General features: G+C 66.5%; 12 protein-coding genes. 8 read left to right on the forward strand and 4 right to left on the reverse strand.

Annotated features, from left to right (window positions below):
• Positions 1-156: 156 nt before the first annotated feature.
• Positions 157-879 carry a 2-C-methyl-D-erythritol 4-phosphate cytidylyltransferase gene (gene ispD, locus RO07_RS14540; protein ID WP_039411697.1) on the reverse strand — a complete coding sequence of 241 codons (723 nt, stop codon included), beginning with the start codon at positions 877-879 and terminating at the stop codon, positions 157-159.
• Positions 880-988: 109 nt separating this feature from the next.
• On the opposite strand from ispD, the gene mfd reads away from it, so the two are divergent.
• The 8 genes from mfd to serB all read left to right on the forward strand — a co-directional run bounded on the left by mfd (position 989) and on the right by serB (position 12,475).
• Entirely contained in the window at positions 989-4,453 is a 3,465-nt protein-coding gene (mfd, locus tag RO07_RS14545) for a transcription-repair coupling factor (RefSeq protein ID WP_039411699.1), read from the forward strand.
• A 234-nt stretch (positions 4,454-4,687) separates the two neighbouring features.
• On the forward strand, positions 4,688-5,905 hold the full coding sequence (argE, locus tag RO07_RS14550) for an acetylornithine deacetylase (RefSeq protein ID WP_039411701.1): 1,218 nt from the start codon (positions 4,688-4,690) through the stop codon (positions 5,903-5,905).
• Positions 5,906-6,130: 225 nt separating this feature from the next.
• Positions 6,131-7,417, forward strand: coding sequence for an MFS transporter (locus RO07_RS14555; RefSeq protein ID WP_039411703.1), 1,287 nt, complete (start codon positions 6,131-6,133; stop codon positions 7,415-7,417).
• A gap of 166 nt (positions 7,418-7,583) precedes the next feature.
• Positions 7,584-8,612, forward strand: coding sequence for a threonine/serine dehydratase (locus RO07_RS14560; protein ID WP_039411705.1), 1,029 nt, complete (start codon positions 7,584-7,586; stop codon positions 8,610-8,612).
• A 102-nt stretch (positions 8,613-8,714) separates the two neighbouring features.
• The gene (locus RO07_RS14565; protein WP_052267331.1) at positions 8,715-9,740 is read left to right on the forward strand and encodes an ornithine cyclodeaminase family protein; all 1,026 of its coding nucleotides are present in this window, start codon (positions 8,715-8,717) and stop codon (positions 9,738-9,740) included.
• 134 nt (positions 9,741-9,874) lie between these two features.
• Entirely contained in the window at positions 9,875-10,432 is a 558-nt protein-coding gene (locus tag RO07_RS14570) for a cysteine hydrolase family protein (protein WP_039411707.1), read from the forward strand.
• 69 nt (positions 10,433-10,501) lie between these two features.
• Positions 10,502-11,530, forward strand: a complete 1,029-nt coding sequence (locus RO07_RS14575; protein WP_039411710.1) for a GlxA family transcriptional regulator — start codon at positions 10,502-10,504, stop codon at positions 11,528-11,530.
• Positions 11,531-11,593: 63 nt separating this feature from the next.
• Positions 11,594-12,475, forward strand: a complete 882-nt coding sequence (gene serB / locus RO07_RS14580; protein WP_039415583.1) for a phosphoserine phosphatase SerB — start codon at positions 11,594-11,596, stop codon at positions 12,473-12,475.
• A gap of 78 nt (positions 12,476-12,553) precedes the next feature.
• Here the strand turns inward: serB and RO07_RS14585 are convergent, their stop codons facing one another.
• The 3 genes from RO07_RS14585 to RO07_RS14595 all read right to left on the reverse strand — a co-directional run bounded on the left by RO07_RS14585 (position 12,554) and on the right by RO07_RS14595 (position 16,103).
• Positions 12,554-13,771 (reverse strand): cystathionine beta-lyase, encoded by a 1,218-nt coding sequence (locus tag RO07_RS14585; RefSeq protein WP_039411713.1) that lies wholly within the window; start codon positions 13,769-13,771, stop codon positions 12,554-12,556.
• 55 nt (positions 13,772-13,826) lie between these two features.
• A complete protein-coding gene (gene bktB, locus RO07_RS14590) occupies positions 13,827-15,008 on the reverse strand; it encodes a beta-ketothiolase BktB (RefSeq protein WP_039411716.1) in 1,182 nt (393 codons plus the stop codon).
• Positions 15,009-15,167: 159 nt separating this feature from the next.
• The gene (locus RO07_RS14595) at positions 15,168-16,103 is read right to left on the reverse strand and encodes a sugar kinase (protein ID WP_039411718.1); all 936 of its coding nucleotides are present in this window, start codon (positions 16,101-16,103) and stop codon (positions 15,168-15,170) included.
• Positions 16,104-16,143 lie beyond the last annotated feature (40 nt).

Genomic DNA, 16,143 nt, shown 5'->3' on the forward strand with positions numbered 1-16,143 from the left:
TCGTAGCCCTGCCCAATCCGCAGTTTCGGCACGTTCGGCCCATTGGACTGCGCGCCAGATGCGCGGGAGGAATCGGCTTGTTCAGTCATTGAGTATCGTCCAGATGCGAAGAAACGGTACAACGGATACGTGGGAGCGGGCCCGAAGCCCTCACGCTCACGCCGGCTTGGTGGCGCCAAGGAACGCCTCGGCGAGTGCGAAGTCCTCGGGATATGTCACCTTGAAGTTGCGCAGACTGCCGCGCACGAGCTTCGGCGCATGGCCGAGGCGCTCGATGGCGCTCGCTTCGTCGGTGACTTCGGCGCCCGCGGCAAGCGCATCTTCCAGCGCGTGACGCAGCATGCCGAGACGGAACATCTGAGGCGTTTGTGCCTGCCACAGGCCGTCGCGCGACTCGGTCGCCTGCACGGCGGCCAGCGTCCCCTTCTCGACAGGGGAGTGCTCGCGCTTGAGCGTATCGGCCACCGGCAACGCCAGAATACCGCCGACGGGATCGTCACGCAACGCTTCGACCAACGCACGAATCAGCGTCGGCGTGATGCCGGGGCGCGCCGCATCGTGCACGAGCACCCAGTCGCTGTCCTGCGCTCCAAACTCGGTGAGCGCCTGCAGGCCACCGAGCACCGACGCATGACGCGACGGACCGCCGCAGCGGCGCACCGCGAAACGCAACGGGCCGAAACGCCGGCCATCGAAATGATCGTCGTCCGGGGCCAGCACCAGCACGGTCTGTGCGAACTCCGAACAGGCGTCGAACGCCGCGAGCGCATAGTGAAGCATGGCACGTCCGCCCACGCTCCGGTATTGCTTGGGCACGTCTGCCCCGGCACGCACACCGGCGCCGGCGCACGGGATGACGGCAAAAAGTCGGTCGCTCACGATAAAACGCAGGTAAGGGTAAAGCGGGGATTTTATAATAGACGCTGACTGTCACGGGGCCCCATGTGGATGGAGTCCCGTGCTTTGCCATTTCTGCAACGCTTTTCCTATGTCATCCGCCAACGCCCTATCCCGTAATACCGTGCCCGTGCCGCTCGTGAAAGCGGGACAGCGCTATGCCTTTGCCGGCTCGCACGCCTCGAGCGACGCCCTGCTCATCGCCCGCTACTTCGAAGAAAACCGCGAACGCGTGCCGCTGCTCGCCGTCGTGTGCGCGCAGGCGACCGACGCACTGCGTCTGCAGCAGGAGCTCAAGTGGTGCGCGCCCGAGGCGCGCGTGCGCCTGCTGCCCGATTGGGAAACGCTGCCGTACGACACGTTTTCCCCGCACCAGGACCTTATCTCGGAGCGTCTGGCCACGCTGCACGACCTTGGCGAGAAGCGTTGCGACATCGTGCTGGTGCCGGCCACCACCGCGCTCTACCGCATGGCCCCCGCGAGTTTCATGGCGGCCTACACGTTCTTCTTCACGCAAGGCGAACGGCTCGACGAAGCGCGCCTGAAGTCGCAGCTCACGCTCGCCGGCTATGAGCACGTGAGTCAGGTCATGCGCCCCGGCGAATATTGCGTGCGCGGCGGCCTGATCGATCTCTACCCGATGGGCTCGGCCCTGCCCTATCGCCTCGATCTGTTCGACGACACGATCGACAGCATCCGTGCGTTCGATCCGGACACACAGCGCAGCCTGTACCCGGTCAAGGAGGTGCGTCTGCTGCCGGGTCGTGAATTTCCGTTCGACGAACCGGCCCGCACGGCCTTTCGCGGCCGCTGGCGCGAAGTCTTCGAGGGCGACCCGAGCCGCAGCCCGATCTACAAGGACATCGGCAGCGGCGTGCCCTCGGCGGGCATCGAGTACTACCTGCCGCTGTTCTTCGAAGAAACCGCCACGCTGTTCCACTATTTACCCGCCGACGCGCAACTGGTCTTCGTGGGCGATCTGGAAGCGGCGATCCATCGTTTCTGGAACGACACGCGTCAGCGCTACAACTTCCTGTCGCACGACCGCGAACGGCCCGTACTGCCGCCGGAGCAACTGTTCCTGCTCGATCAGGACTTCTTCACGCTCGCCAAGCCGTTCGCTCGACTGACCCTGCCGACGCCGGGCGACGGCACCTGGGCGATCGCGCTGCCGCCGCTCGCGATCAACCGTCGCGCCGACGATCCGCTCGCCGCGTTGCGCGCCTATCTCGCCCGCACACCCGCCCGCGTGCTGCTGTGCACCGACTCCGCCGGCCGTCGCGAAACGCTGCTGCAACTGCTGCACGACAACGATTTGCGCCCGGTCTCCGTCGAATCGTTCGAAGATTTCCTCACGTCCGACGCGCGCTTTGCCATCGGCGTCGCGCCACTCGCCGCCGGTTTCCTGCTGCCGACGGAAGATCTCGCCTTCGTCACCGAGAACGAGCTTTACGAGGGCCTCGCGCGCCGTGCCGGCAAACGTCGCCAGGAGCAGGCGACCTCGGTCGACTCGATGGTGCGCGATCTCGCCGAGCTCAAGGTCGGCGATCCGGTGGTGCACAGCCAGCACGGCATCGGTCGCTACCAGGGCCTCGTGAGCATGGACCTCGGCGAAGGCGAAACCGAGTTTCTGCACCTCGAATACTCGGGCGACAGCAAGCTGTATGTGCCCGTCTCGCAACTGCATCTGATCTCGCGCTACAGCGGCGCCGATCCCGACACCGCGCCGTTGCACTCGCTCGGCTCCGGCCAGTGGGAGCGCGCCAAGCGCCGCGCTGCGCAACAGATCCGCGACACCGCCGCCGAACTGCTCAATCTGTACGCGCGTCGCGCCGCGCGCTCGGGGTATGCGTTCGAACTGTCGCCGCGTGACTACGAGAAGTTCGCCGACAGCTTCGGCTTCGAGGAGACGCCGGACCAGGCCGCCGCCATCGCCGCCGTGATGAGCGACATGACGAGCGGGCGTCCGATGGACCGACTGGTATGTGGCGACGTCGGCTTCGGCAAGACCGAAGTGGCGCTGCGCGCGGCCTTCATCGCCGTGCTCGACGGCAAGCAGGTCGCCCTGCTCGCACCCACGACGCTGCTCGCCGAGCAACACGCGCAAACCTTCTCCGACCGCTTCGCGGACTGGCCGGTGCGCATCGCCGAACTGTCGCGCTTCAAGACCGCGAAGGAAGTGAACGCGAGCGTGAAGGCAATCAACGAGGGACAGGTCGACATCGTGATCGGCACGCACAAGCTGCTCTCGAACGACATCCAGTTCCAGCGCCTCGGACTCGTCATCATCGACGAGGAACACCGTTTCGGGGTGCGCCAGAAGGAAACCCTCAAGGCGCTGCGCGCCGAAGTGGACGTGCTCACGCTCACCGCCACGCCGATCCCGCGCACGCTGGGCATGGCGCTCGAGGGGCTGCGGGACTTTTCGGTCATCGCCACCGCGCCACAGAAGCGCCTCGCGATCAAGACGTTCGTGCGACGCGAGGAAGACGGCGTGATCCGCGAGGCCATGCTGCGCGAACTCAAGCGCGGCGGGCAGGTGTATTTCCTGCACAACGAAGTCGAGACCATCGAGAACCGCAAGGCGCAACTGGAAGCACTCGTGCCCGAGGCGCGCATCGTCGTCGCGCACGGGCAGATGCACGAGCGCGATCTGGAGCGCGTGATGCGCGACTTCGTCACGCAGCGCGCCAACGTGCTGTTGTGCACGACCATCATCGAGACCGGCATCGACGTGCCCACGGCCAACACGATCCTGATGCATCGCGCGGACAAGTTCGGTCTCGCACAGTTGCACCAGTTGCGTGGCCGCGTGGGCCGCTCGCACCACCAGGCATACGCGTATCTGCTGGTGCACGATCCGAAGGCACTGACCAAGCAGGCGCAGCGCCGTCTGGAAGCGATTCAGCAGATGGAGGAACTCGGCGCGGGCTTCTATCTGGCCATGCACGATCTGGAGATTCGCGGCGCGGGCGAAGTGTTGGGCGACAAGCAGTCGGGCGAGATTCACGAGATCGGCTTCCAGCTCTATACCGACATGCTGGCCGACGCCGTGAACGCGCTCAAGGCCGGCCGCGAGCCGGATCTCACCGCGCCACTGGCCGCCACGACGGAAATCAACCTGCACGTGCCGGCCATTCTGCCGAACGATTACTGCGGCGACGTCCAGGAGCGTCTCTCGCTCTACAAGCGCCTCGCCAACGGCACCCACGCCGACGCCATCGACACGATCCAGGAAGAGCTCGTCGACCGCTTCGGCAAGCTGCCGCAGCAAGCGCAGGCGCTCATCGAGACACACCGCCTGCGCCTGCTGGCCAGGCCGCTGGGCATCACCAAGATCGACGCGGGCGAGGAAGCCATCGCGCTGCAGTTCGAGCCGACCCCGGCCGTCGATCCGATGCGCATCATCGAACTCGTGCAGAAGCATCGCCATATCAAGCTTGCCGGTCAGGACAAGCTGCGCATCGAGGCCAAGCACGCCCAACTGACCGACCGCGTACGCGCCATCAAGGAGACGCTGCGCGCGCTGAGCGCCCCCGGCGCACGCGCGGCCTGACGTTCACATCTCTCATGCACACGGCAACGAGCGCGACGATGGGCTCGCCGCCGTGTGCAGCGCACCAATTTCCGCTAGCCCGGATCCGGAAGCACCGGGCAAACCCTTGCCCGGCGTGCCGATTCCCGCGAGGTAAGAACCGTTGTGCAAGCAACCTTTTACCTCTAAATTATTTTTGAGTACCATTTCCCAGATCGTATGCCGTATATGACTGGAAGATTTCCGGAGATTCGAATGACAAGCGCTTCCCCCCAAGCCATTGCCCCGCAGGCCGCCACCGAGAGCCAGCCGGCATCGCTCGACTGGATCACGAAGCTGGTCAGTATCGACACCACCAGCCGCGAATCGAACCTGGGCCTGATCGAGACGGTGCGCGACTCGCTCAAGGACGCCGGCGTGGAGCCGTGGCTGTCCTACGACGCCACCAAGCGCAAGGCCAACCTGTTCGTGACGCTGCCGGCCGCCGACGGCAATACGCAAGGCGGCATCGTCCTGTCGGGCCACACCGACGTGGTGCCGGTCGACGGCCAGGCCTGGGACATCGATCCGTTCAAGCCGGTCGTGCGCGACGGCAACCTGTACGGCCGCGGCACGTGCGACATGAAGGGCTTCATCGGCTCGGTCATGACGATGCTCCCCGCCATGCGCGACGCCAGGCTCAAGACGCCGTTCCACTTCGCGTTCTCCTACGACGAAGAGATCGGCTGCGTGGGCGCGCCGGTGATGCTCGCCGAACTGCGCGAGCGCGGCATTCGTCCGGATGGCTGCATCGTGGGCGAGCCCACCAGCATGCGCGTGATCGTCGCGCACAAGGGCATCAATGCCTATCAATGCTGCGTGCGCGGTCACGCGGCGCACTCGTCGCTCACGCCCAAGGGCTCGAACGCCATCGAATACGCGGCGCGCCTGATTTGCTACATCCGCGACCTGGCCGATCACTTCAAGCAGAACGGCCCGTTCGACGAGCTCTTCGACGTACCGTTCACCACGGCGCAGACGGGCACGATCTCCGGCGGCATTGCACTGAACACGATTCCGGCGCTGTGCGAGTTCGTCTTCGAGTACCGCAATCTGCCTGGCGTGGACGCCGAGGACATCTTCCAGCGCATTCAGCAATACGCCATGGAAGAGCTCGTGCCGAAGATGCAGAAGGAACATCCGAACGCCGGCATCGAATTCAGGAAGATCGCCGCCGCGCCGGCGCTCGACGCCTCCGAGCAGGACGCCATCACGCAACTCGTGCGCGCCCTGACCAAGGACACCGACAAGCGCAAGGTCGCCTACGGCACCGAAGCGGGCCAGTTCCAACTGGCTGGCGTACCGTCGATCGTGTGCGGTCCGGGCAATATCGAGCAGGCGCACAAGCCCAACGAATTCGTGTCGCTGGAACAGATCGCGCAGTGCGAGTCGTTCCTGCAGAAGCTGATCCGCAGCAACACGGTCGGCGCCTGAATCGCGCCGGCCATGCCCGCCGCATGATGCACGCATGACTTTTTTACCGGGCCGTATCCGCTTCGCGGATGCGGCCCGTTGCCTTGGCGCGGCCGGTGCGGAGCGCCCGGGTATTCGGTTGGATCGGTTGTACGCAGTATCGGACGCCTGCAAAGAACGGGCGCACAGGACACCTCCGCAAGACAATAATCACACAACGCCAGACAGGTTTTGGAGATCTCGCCCATGAGCGCAAGCGCAGCCCCCAACGCGACGGCCCCGGCCGCCCGCACATCCCCGCACGCCTGGCGTGTGATCGTATCGGCCTCGATCGGCAACGCGCTCGAGTGGTTCGATCTCGTTGTGTACGGCTTCTTCGCCGTGACCATCGCCAAGCTGTTCTTCCCGACCGGCAACGACACGGTGTCGCTGCTGCTCACGCTCGGCACGTTCGGCGTGTCGTTCTTCATGCGCCCGCTCGGCGCCATCGTGATCGGCGCCTATGCCGACCGTGCGGGACGCAAAGCCGCCCTCACGCTCTCGATCGTGCTGATGATGATCGGCACGCTGCTCATCGCGATCATGCCGACGTACGCCGCGATCGGCGTGCTCGCGCCGGTGGGCATCGTCATCGCCCGCATGGTGCAAGGCTTCTCCGCCGGCGGCGAGTTCGGCAGCGCCACGGCGTTTCTCGCCGAGCACGCCCCACAGCGCCGCGGCTTCTTCTCGAGCTGGCAAGTGGCCTCGCAGGGCCTCACCACCCTGCTTGCCGCCGGCTTCGGCGCGCTGCTCACGGGCAATCTGTCCGCGGAAGCCATGGCGTCGTGGGGCTGGCGCATCCCGTTCTTCTTCGGCCTGCTCATCGGTCCGGTCGCGTACTACATTCGCCGCCGCCTCGACGAAACGCCCGAGTTCCTCGACATCGAACCGACGCAAAGCCCGCTGCGCGACACGTTCGCCAGCCAGAAGGAACGCCTGCTGCTCGCCATCGGCGTGGTCGTGATGGCCACCGTGGCGACCTATCTGGTACTGTACATGCCGACGTATGCCGTGAAGCAACTGGGTCTGCCGTCCTCGGCGGCGTTCTCGGCCGTGCTGCTCACCGGCGTGGTGCAATTAATCGTCGCGCCGATCGTCGGTCACTGGTCGGATACGCATGGCCGCATCAAGCCGATGCTCGCCGCCGCCGTGGCGCTGCTGATCCTCGTCTATCCGATGTTCCGCTATCTCGATGCGAACCCGACGTTCGGCTCGCTGATGGTGTTCCAGATCGTGCTCGGCCTGCTGATGACCACCTACTTCGGCGCCCTGCCCGCGCTGCTCACCGAGCTGTTCCCGGTGCAGGTGCGCACCACGGGACTCTCGCTGGGCTACAACATCGCGGCGACCGTGTTTGGCGGCTTCGCACCGTTTATCATCACGTGGCTGATCGGTGCGACCGGCAACAAGCTGGCCCCGAGCTTCTACCTGATTTTCGCAGCCGTGATCAGCATCGCCGCGCTGCTGCACAGCCGCAAGCTCGGCCTGCGCTGATGTCGCCACGCGCTTCGCCGCGGCGCCGGCATCGCGGCCGGGGCGCGGCGAGGTTGGCGAGTGCAGTGCGTGCGGCACTGTGCGCAAACTCGCGGCCCAACGGACGGCGCCCTGCGGGGCAGGACTCGCAGGGCGGCCGGGCTTTCATAACGGAGACAAGTTCCAAGTGACGCAATCGACCCCCGACCTTCACGCCGAAACCATCGACGGCCAGCCCGCCCCGACCAGAAGCGCCATCGCCGCACTCCACGAGACGCTCAAGCCATACGTACGCGCGACGCCGGTATTCACGCGCAGCGACTTCCCGACGCTGGGCGACACGAGCGTGACGTTCAAGTTCGAATTGCTGCAGGCTTCGGGCACGTTCAAGGCGCGCGGCGCCTTCTCGAACCTGCTCTCGCTCGACGATGCGCAGCGCAAGGCCGGTGTGACGTGCGTGTCCGCGGGCAACCATGCGGTCGCCGTCGCGTATGCGGCGCGCGCAATGGGAGTGGCGGCCAAGACGGTGATGCTCAAGACGGCAAGCCCCGCACGCTCGTCGCTGTGCCGCGAGTACGGCGCCGACCTGGTGCTCGCGGAGAACGTGCACGAGGCGTTCGACATCGTCAAACGCGTGGAGCAGGAGGAAGGCCGCTACTTCGTGCACCCGTTCAACGGCTATCGCACGGTGCTCGGCACGGCCACGCTCGGCTACGAATGGGCGCAGCAGACGCCGGATCTCGATGCGGTGATCGTGCCCATCGGCGGCGGCGGACTCATTGCCGGCGTGGCAACGGCCTTCAAGCTGTTCGCGCCGCACGTGAAGGTCTACGGCGTGGAGCCGGCCGGCGCCGACGCCATGGCGCAGAGCTTTGCCAAGGGTGGCCCGGTCAAGATGGGTCCGATGACCGGCATCGCCGACAGCCTCATGGCGCCCCACACGGAGCTGTACAGCTACACGCTGTGCCGCCGCCATATCGACGAACTCGTCACCGTGACGGACGACCAGATGCGTGCCGGCATGCTCACGCTGTTCCGTCAGTTGAAGCTGGCCGTCGAGCCCGCCTGTGCGGCGGCAACAGCCGCTCTCATGGGGCCGTTGCGCGAGACGCTCATGGGCAAGCGCGTGGGCGTGCTGCTGTGCGGGACGAACACCGATACGGCGACGTTCCAGCGTCACATCGACGCCGCCCTCGCCGCGGAAGGCAACCGGTGAGTCGCGGCCGCACCTTCGCCAACTCCCGCTGAGTCATACGGACGCGGCCCGACGGCCGCGTTCCGCCTTCCTTCTTCCCAGGCCGCACTCAGGATCCTCCCGATGACCGCCACCTCGCCCTCGCCTGCCGTACTTCTGCTCGACGCCGCCCAAATCGCCGCGCTGATGCCGGTCGGCGACGCCATCCCGGTGATGTCGGATATGTTCGCGGCGCTCGTGCGCGGCCAGATTCATCTACCGTTGCGTCAGATCGTGCGCCCACCCGAAGCCTTAGGCGCGAAGGGCATGCTGGGCATGATGCCGGCCTTCATCGGCGGCAAGACGCCCGTCTACGGCGCCAAGGTCGGCACGTTCTTTCCCGGCAACAGCGCGCTGGGCAAGGACCCCCATCAGGGCTGCGTCGTGTTGATGAGCGGCGAGACCGGCGAGTTGCTGGCCATCATGAACGCGGCGGAAATCACCGGCATTCGCACGGCCGCCGTCACGGGGCTGGCCACACGCCTGCTCGCACGACATGACGCGACGCGTCTCGCGCTGATCGGCGCGGGACACCAGGCGCACTGGCATCTCGCAGCGCTCGCGGCGGCGCGTCCGCTGCACCGTGTTCGCGTGGCCAGTCGCTCGCTCGAGAGCGCACAGCGCTTCGTCGACGCCGAGCAACCGCACTACGACTTCACGCTGGAGGCGGCGGGCAGCGTTCAGGACGCCGTGCGCGATGCCGACATCGTCGTCACGGTCACCAATGCGACGGACCCAGTGCTCAAGGCGGAATGGCTCGCACCGGGCACGCACGTGAACCTCGTGGGCAGCAGCACGCCGCGTCATCGCGAAGCGGACTCGATGCTCATGGCCCGCGCTCGATTGTTCGTCGACCGGCGCGAATCGACGATCAACGAATCGGGCGACTATCTCGCTGCGGCGGCCGAAGGCCGGATCGGACCGGAGGATCTGCTCGCCGAACTGGGCGAGATCGTGGTGGGCACGCATCCGGGGCGCACCGACGCGGAATCGGTCACGCTGTTCAAATCACTCGGCATGGGCGCCCAGGACGTGGCGCTCGCCGCCGCGCTGTATGCGCGCGCTGAAAGCACCGGCGGCACCGGTGCCGGCGTGCGCGCGACCCTCTGAACGAGGTTCCGACAGGCGCGTGCACTCAGACCGGATGTCCGGATCCGTCCGATTCCGGTCTGCGTCGAGCCTGTCCCGGCGGATCGCGCGGCCGTACGATGGCACCATCGTCAACCCGTCATACGGAGCCGCAAATGTCGCAAGCCCAGCCCTCCCGCACCGCCCTGCTCGTGATCGACGCGCAAGAATCGTTCCGTCAGCGCCCGTATTGGCGCGAGGACGATCTCGCCGTGTACTTCGAGCGCCAGCAGGCATTGATCGACGGCGCCGTTGCCAAGGGGACTCCCGTCGTGCAGGTCTTCCACGTGTCGTCGGGTCCGTTCTCGCGCGAATCGGGCTTCGTGCGCACGCTCGAAGAACTGCGCATCGCGCCGGCATTCACGCTCGACAAGGTCAAGCACAGCGCGCTCGCGGGTTCGACGCTCGGCGCCTGGCTGATCGAGCACGGCATCACGCGTCTGATCGTCTCGGGCATTCGCACCGAACAGTGCTGCGAGACCACCACGCGCGCGGCGTCGGACGCCGGTTACGAGGTCGATTTCGTGACCGAAGCCACGCTCACCTTCCCGATGCAACATCCGCGCACCGGCCGCGAACTGTCGGTGGCCGAGTTGAAGGAGCGGACCGAAACCGTGCTGGTCGATCGCTTCGCGCGCGTCGTCACGGTTGAGGAAGCGCTCGCGGCGGTGTAACGTCGAGATCTGTCCGAATGCGTCCTGCGGCGCATCGTACGCGCCGATTGACCGACCGGATCCCGCCTCATGCCGCGACTGCAACCCGTCTATCTGCTGGTCATGCCCGATACGCTGCTGCTCGATGTCGCCGGGCCGGCCGAGGCATTGCGCATCGCCAATCACCAGCAGGACGACGTGCGCTTCAGCTTGCGCTATGTCGCGACGCAGCCTTCGGTGGCGACGTCGATCGGGTTGCAGATCTCACCGCTCGAAGTCCTGCCGGACGCCCTGCCGGACGATGCGTGGCTGGTGATCGTGGGCACGGTGGAAAAACCGTTGCCGGTGTGGGGCCTGTCCAACGATAGCGACGATGCCCACGACGCGCCGTCGAGCGCCGAGGCACGCGCGGATGCCGAAGCGCACGCCATCGCATGGCTTCGGCAAGTCGTGCGGCCGACGCATCAGGTCGCCTGCATCTGCACCGGTGCGCTGCTCGCGGCGCGCGCCGGCCTGCTCGACGCGCGTCAGTGCACCACGCACCACAGCAGTTGCGATCAGCTGCGCGCGCTGGCGCCGAGCGCGCGCGTGGCCGACAACCGGCTCTACGTGCACGACGGCAACGTGTGGACCAGCGCAGGCGTGACGACAGGGCTCGACCTGATGCTCACGCTCATCGCCGATGCGACGAGCCCGGTGTGCTCCGCGGCGATTGCACGGCAGATGGTCGTCTACGCGCGGCGTGCCGGCGCCGATCCGCAACTGTCGCCCTGGCTGGAAGGCCGGAATCATCTGCACCCGGCGCTGCATCGCGTGCAGGATGCGATTGCCGCCGAGCCGGCCCGTGACTGGACGCTCGCGCTCATGGCAGAGATCGCGTGTGCGAGCGAGCGCCACGTGACGCGTCTGTTCCGCGAGTATGCGGGGGTTGCCCCCATCGACTATCTGCATCGTCTGCGCATCGCGCTGGCGCGCGAGATGCTGGGCAATTCGCGGCTCGACCTGGAACGCATCGCCGAACGTACCGGCTTCGGCTCCAGCCGCCACCTGCGCCGGGTCTGGCACAAGTTCGAAGCGCTGCCACCGAGCCAGGTCCGTCGCACACGGCTCGACGCGTAAGTGCGGCCCCGCAACCCGGGTAGAATGTCGGTCGCACGTATTCGCAAGACTCCCGATTTCACGATGACCCACGACCTCGTCATTCTCGGTGCGCCCGCTTCGCGGCCGGCGTCCGATGCCCTGCAGTCCGCCATTCGCGCGCTGGTGCCCGGCGCACCGGTCACGTTCGCCGCCGATGCGGCGGCTACACCTATCGCCCGCATTGCGGGTGTCACCGACTCCCCGGCGTTGCGGGCGGTGGCCACCGGCTTCGCGCAGCGGCATCAGGTCGACGCCGTGCTGGTGGACAGCTCGCGCCGCCTGACGGACTTCAAGCTGGTCGCGATGGACATGGATTCGACGCTCATCACCATCGAATGCATCGACGAGATCGCCGACTACTGCGGGTTGAAGGCCGAAGTCTCCGCCATCACCGAAGCCGCCATGCGCGGCGAGATCAAGGACTTCAACGAGAGCCTCACGCGTCGTGTGGCGCTGCTCAAGGGACTGGACGCGTCCGCGCTGGAGAAGGTCTATGAAGAACGTCTGCAACTATCGCCCGGCGCGCAGGATATGCTGCGCGGCGTGCAGGCGCTCGGCATCCGAACGCTGCTCGTCTCGGGCGGCTTTACGTTCTTCACCGATCGACTGAAGACACGTCTGGACCTGGACGTCACGCGCGCCAACACGCTGGAAATCGTCGACGGCAAACTCACGGGCCGCGTGCTGGGCGAAATCGTCAACGCCGAGGTCAAGGCGCGTACGGTCGCCGAAGTGGCGGCGCAGTTTGGCGCGACGCCCTCGCAAGCCATCGTCATGGGCGACGGCTCGAACGATCTGCAGATGATGGCGATCGCGGGATTGTCGGTGGCTTTCCGAGCCAAGCCGGTGGTGCGCGAGAAGGCCTCGGTGGCGTTCAACCACGTCGGCCTGGACGGCCTGTTGTCGCTGTTCCGCGACGCCTGACATCATTCGCTCGGCGCCATTACCTCGCCGAGCGAATGCCTGCCGGGCCGGCCGTCAGCCTGGTTTGGCGACGGCCAATCAAGCGCCGCCCAGATGCGCCTTCAGGCTGGCTTCGATGTCGGCCTGCAGATCGCGCACATCTTCCAGCCCCACGTAGAAGCGCACGAGCGCGCCCTTGTGCGGCCACGACGTGGCCGTGCGCATGGACGGCACGCGATACGGCACGACAAGACTGTGCGCGCCACCCCAGCTGAAACCGATCTTGAATAGCCGCAGCGCCTCGATGAAGGCGTCGATCTGCGCCTGCGTGTAGCGCTCGTCGAACACAACGGAGAACAGGCCGCCCGCGCCCGTGAAGTCGCGCCGGAAGTTCTGGTATCCCGGGCAGTCCTCGAACGCCGGATGCAGCACCGCGGCAATCTCGTGACGCGTACCGAGCCACGTCGCCAGCGTCATCGCCGCGCGGTCATGCGCCTCGAAACGCAACTGCATGCTCGGCAAGCTGCGCAGCACGAGACTGCAATCGTCGGCCGACACCCCCACGCCCATGCGCATGCGCGCCTGTTTGAGGCGATGGTGAACGTCGTCGTTCTCGGTCACGACCGATCCCATGAGCACATCGCTGCCGCCCGACTGGTACTTGGTAAGCGCCTGCACCGAAATGTCGACCCGATGATCGAACGGACGGAAGGCCAGGCCCGCCGAGTAGGTGTTGTCGATGGCCGTGAGCACGCCGCGCTCGCGCGCCACGCGGGTGATGGCCGGCACATCCTGGACTTCCATCGTGACCGAGCCCGGCGCTTCGAGCCAGATCAGTTTCGTGTTCGGCTGAATCAGCGTGCCGATGTCGTCGCCGATCATCGGGTCGTAATAACGCACCGTGATACCGAACGAATCGGCGAGCCAATCGCCATGCTCCCGGTTCGGACCGTAAGCGTTGTCGGGCACGAGAACATCGTCGCCGCTCCTGACCAGCCCGAAGTACACGTTCGAGATCGCCGCCAGCCCCGACGGAAACAGCAGACAGTGCTTGCCGCCTTCGAGCGACGCGAGGCGACGCATCAGCTCCATCGACGTCGGCGTGGCATGCAGGCCGTAGCGCCACTGGCTGTCATTCTTCCAGTCGAGCGAGCGCATGGCCGCCAGATCCGGGAAGATCACCGTGGACGCGCGCGCGACCGGCACCGGCATGGCGGCGAAACCGGCCGGCACGTGTGTGTCGGCGTGCAGGATATTGGTCTGCCAGTGCCAGCCGTTGGCCTCCGGCGTATCGAGGGGCTTGCGTTTGTCTTGCATCGTCACGACTCCGGAAAAACTCGGGCCGGCAAGAACGCCGGCCCCCGGGAGTAAGTTACACGCGCTCGAACACGGCTGCAATGCCCTGCCCGCCGCCGATGCACATGGTCACCAGCGCGTAGCGGCCGCCAATGCGTTGCAGCTCGTGCAGCGCCTTGACCGTGATAAGGGCGCCGGTCGCGCCGATCGGGTGGCCGAGCGAAATGCCCGAACCGTTCGGGTTCACCTTCGCCGGATCGAAGCCGAGATCGCGCGTGACGGCGCACGCCTGCGCGGCGAATGCTTCGTTGGCTTCCACGACGTCGATGTCGCCGACCTTGAGCCCGGCACGCTCGAGCGCCTTGCGCGAAGCCGGCACCGGGCCAATGCCCATGTAGTTCGGATCGACACCGGCGTGCGCATAGCTCACCAGCCGCGCCAGCGGCTTCGCACCGCGACGTTCGGCTTCGGCGCGCTCCATGAGAATGAGCGCCGCCGCCGCGTCGTTCAGGCCCGAGGCATTGCCGGCCGTGACGGTGCCGTCCTTCTCGAACACCGGACGCAGCTTCGCCATGTCTTCCAGGCTCACGTCGGCGCGTACGTGCTCGTCGGTCGTGAACGCCACCTCGCCCTTCTTCGACTTGATAGTGACCGGCACGATCTGGTCGTTGAAGTAGCCGGCCGCCATCGCATGCGCAGCACGCTGATGCGACGCCACCGCCAGACGATCCTGGTCTTCGCGCGTGATGCCCCACTTCTTCGCGATGTTCTCCGCCGTCACACCCATGTGGATGTTTGCGAACGGGTCGTGCAGGGCGCCGAGCATCATGTCGACCAGGCGCGACTCGCCCATGCGCGTGCCCCAGCGCGCACCCGGCATGACGTACGGGGCGCGGCTCATGCTCTCGGCACCGCCGGCCATGGCCACGTCGGTGTCGCCCAGCAGGATCGACTGTGCGGCCGAGACGACGGCCTGCAGACCGGAGCCGCACAGACGGTTCACGGTCATGGCGGGCGCATGCTGGCTCACGCCGGCTTCGATGGAAGTCACGCGCGCCAGATACATGTCCTTGGGTTCGGTGTGGATGACGTTGCCGAACACGACGTGTCCGATGTCCTCGCCGCCGACGTTCGCACGGGACATGGCCTCGCGGGCCACGATGGCGCCGAGCTGCGTCGGCGCGAAATCCTTCAGGCTGCCGCCAAAATCACCAATGGCGGTGCGCACACCGCTGACGATCACGACCTCTCGCTGCATGTCTCTTCTCCGGGTGGATATCAATTTGCAACGAGTATACCGCCGCACGGGTTACCGCGATGGCAGGCACTTTGGAGGGAAGCTTCGGTGTCGGAAACGGCGAGTGGTGACCACGGGCGCCGTGGGCGGCCCGTCGTCCGCGCCCGTGGGCGCCCGGTGTCAGGCGGCGAGTGTGCGCAGGACCTGTTCGGCGCGCGGCACCGGCGCCACGGCACCGTAGCCGGTCGTGGAGAGCGCGGCGCACACGTTGGCATAGCGCGCGGCGGCAAACGGATCGTCCCCCAGCGCCAGCCGGGCGACGAAAGCGCCGCCGAAGCAGTCGCCCGCCCCCGTCGCGTCAAGCGCCTGCACCGGGTACGGCGCCACGATGCGCCGCTCGTTCGGCGTGGCAACATAGCAGCCTTCCCGCCCCAGCTTGAGCGCCACGACCTTGACTCCGTGGGAAAGCAATTCGTCGAGGATGGCGTCGCGGTCGTCCAGCCCCGTGACGGCGGTCACGTCGTCCCAACTCGGCAGGCACACGTCGGTCAGGCCGAACGCCTCGCGCATCGTGGCGCGTGCGCGGGCCAACGGCCACAGCTTCAGGCGCAGGTTGGTGTCGAACGACACCTTGCCCCCGGCCGCGCGGATCTTCGACATGGCGTCGAAAGCCGCGTCGCAGGCGCTCACGCTGATCGCCAGGCTGATGCCCGACAGATGCAGGAACGACGCGCCGGCGAGCGTATCGCGCGGCAGGTCCTGCGCACGATAGCGGCTCGCCGCCGAGCCGGCGCGCAGATAGTCGAAGTGATGACCGTTTTCGTCGTGCGACACGAAATAGACGCCGGTCGGCGCCTGCGCGTCGACGCGCACGTAGCGCGTATCGACATCCTCCTCGCGCCACAAATCGAGCAGCATGCGGCCGAACAGATCGTCGCCCACGGCGCTCACGAAGCCCGTGCGCACGCCCTGGCGACGCGCCGCGATGGCGAAGTTGGACGTGTCGCCGCCGAACCCCTGCAGATACTGACGGGCATCGTCGGGCGACTGGTTGAACTCGACCATGGCTTCGCCCATGGCCAGGACTTGCGGAATTTGCGGGGAGGCTTGCGTCATCGGTTCGATTTTCCAGGCTTCAGCGTCTGAAGCGGCTTCG

This window comes from Pandoraea pulmonicola (assembly GCF_000815105.2).
Lineage (GTDB): Bacteria > Pseudomonadota > Gammaproteobacteria > Burkholderiales > Burkholderiaceae > Pandoraea > Pandoraea pulmonicola.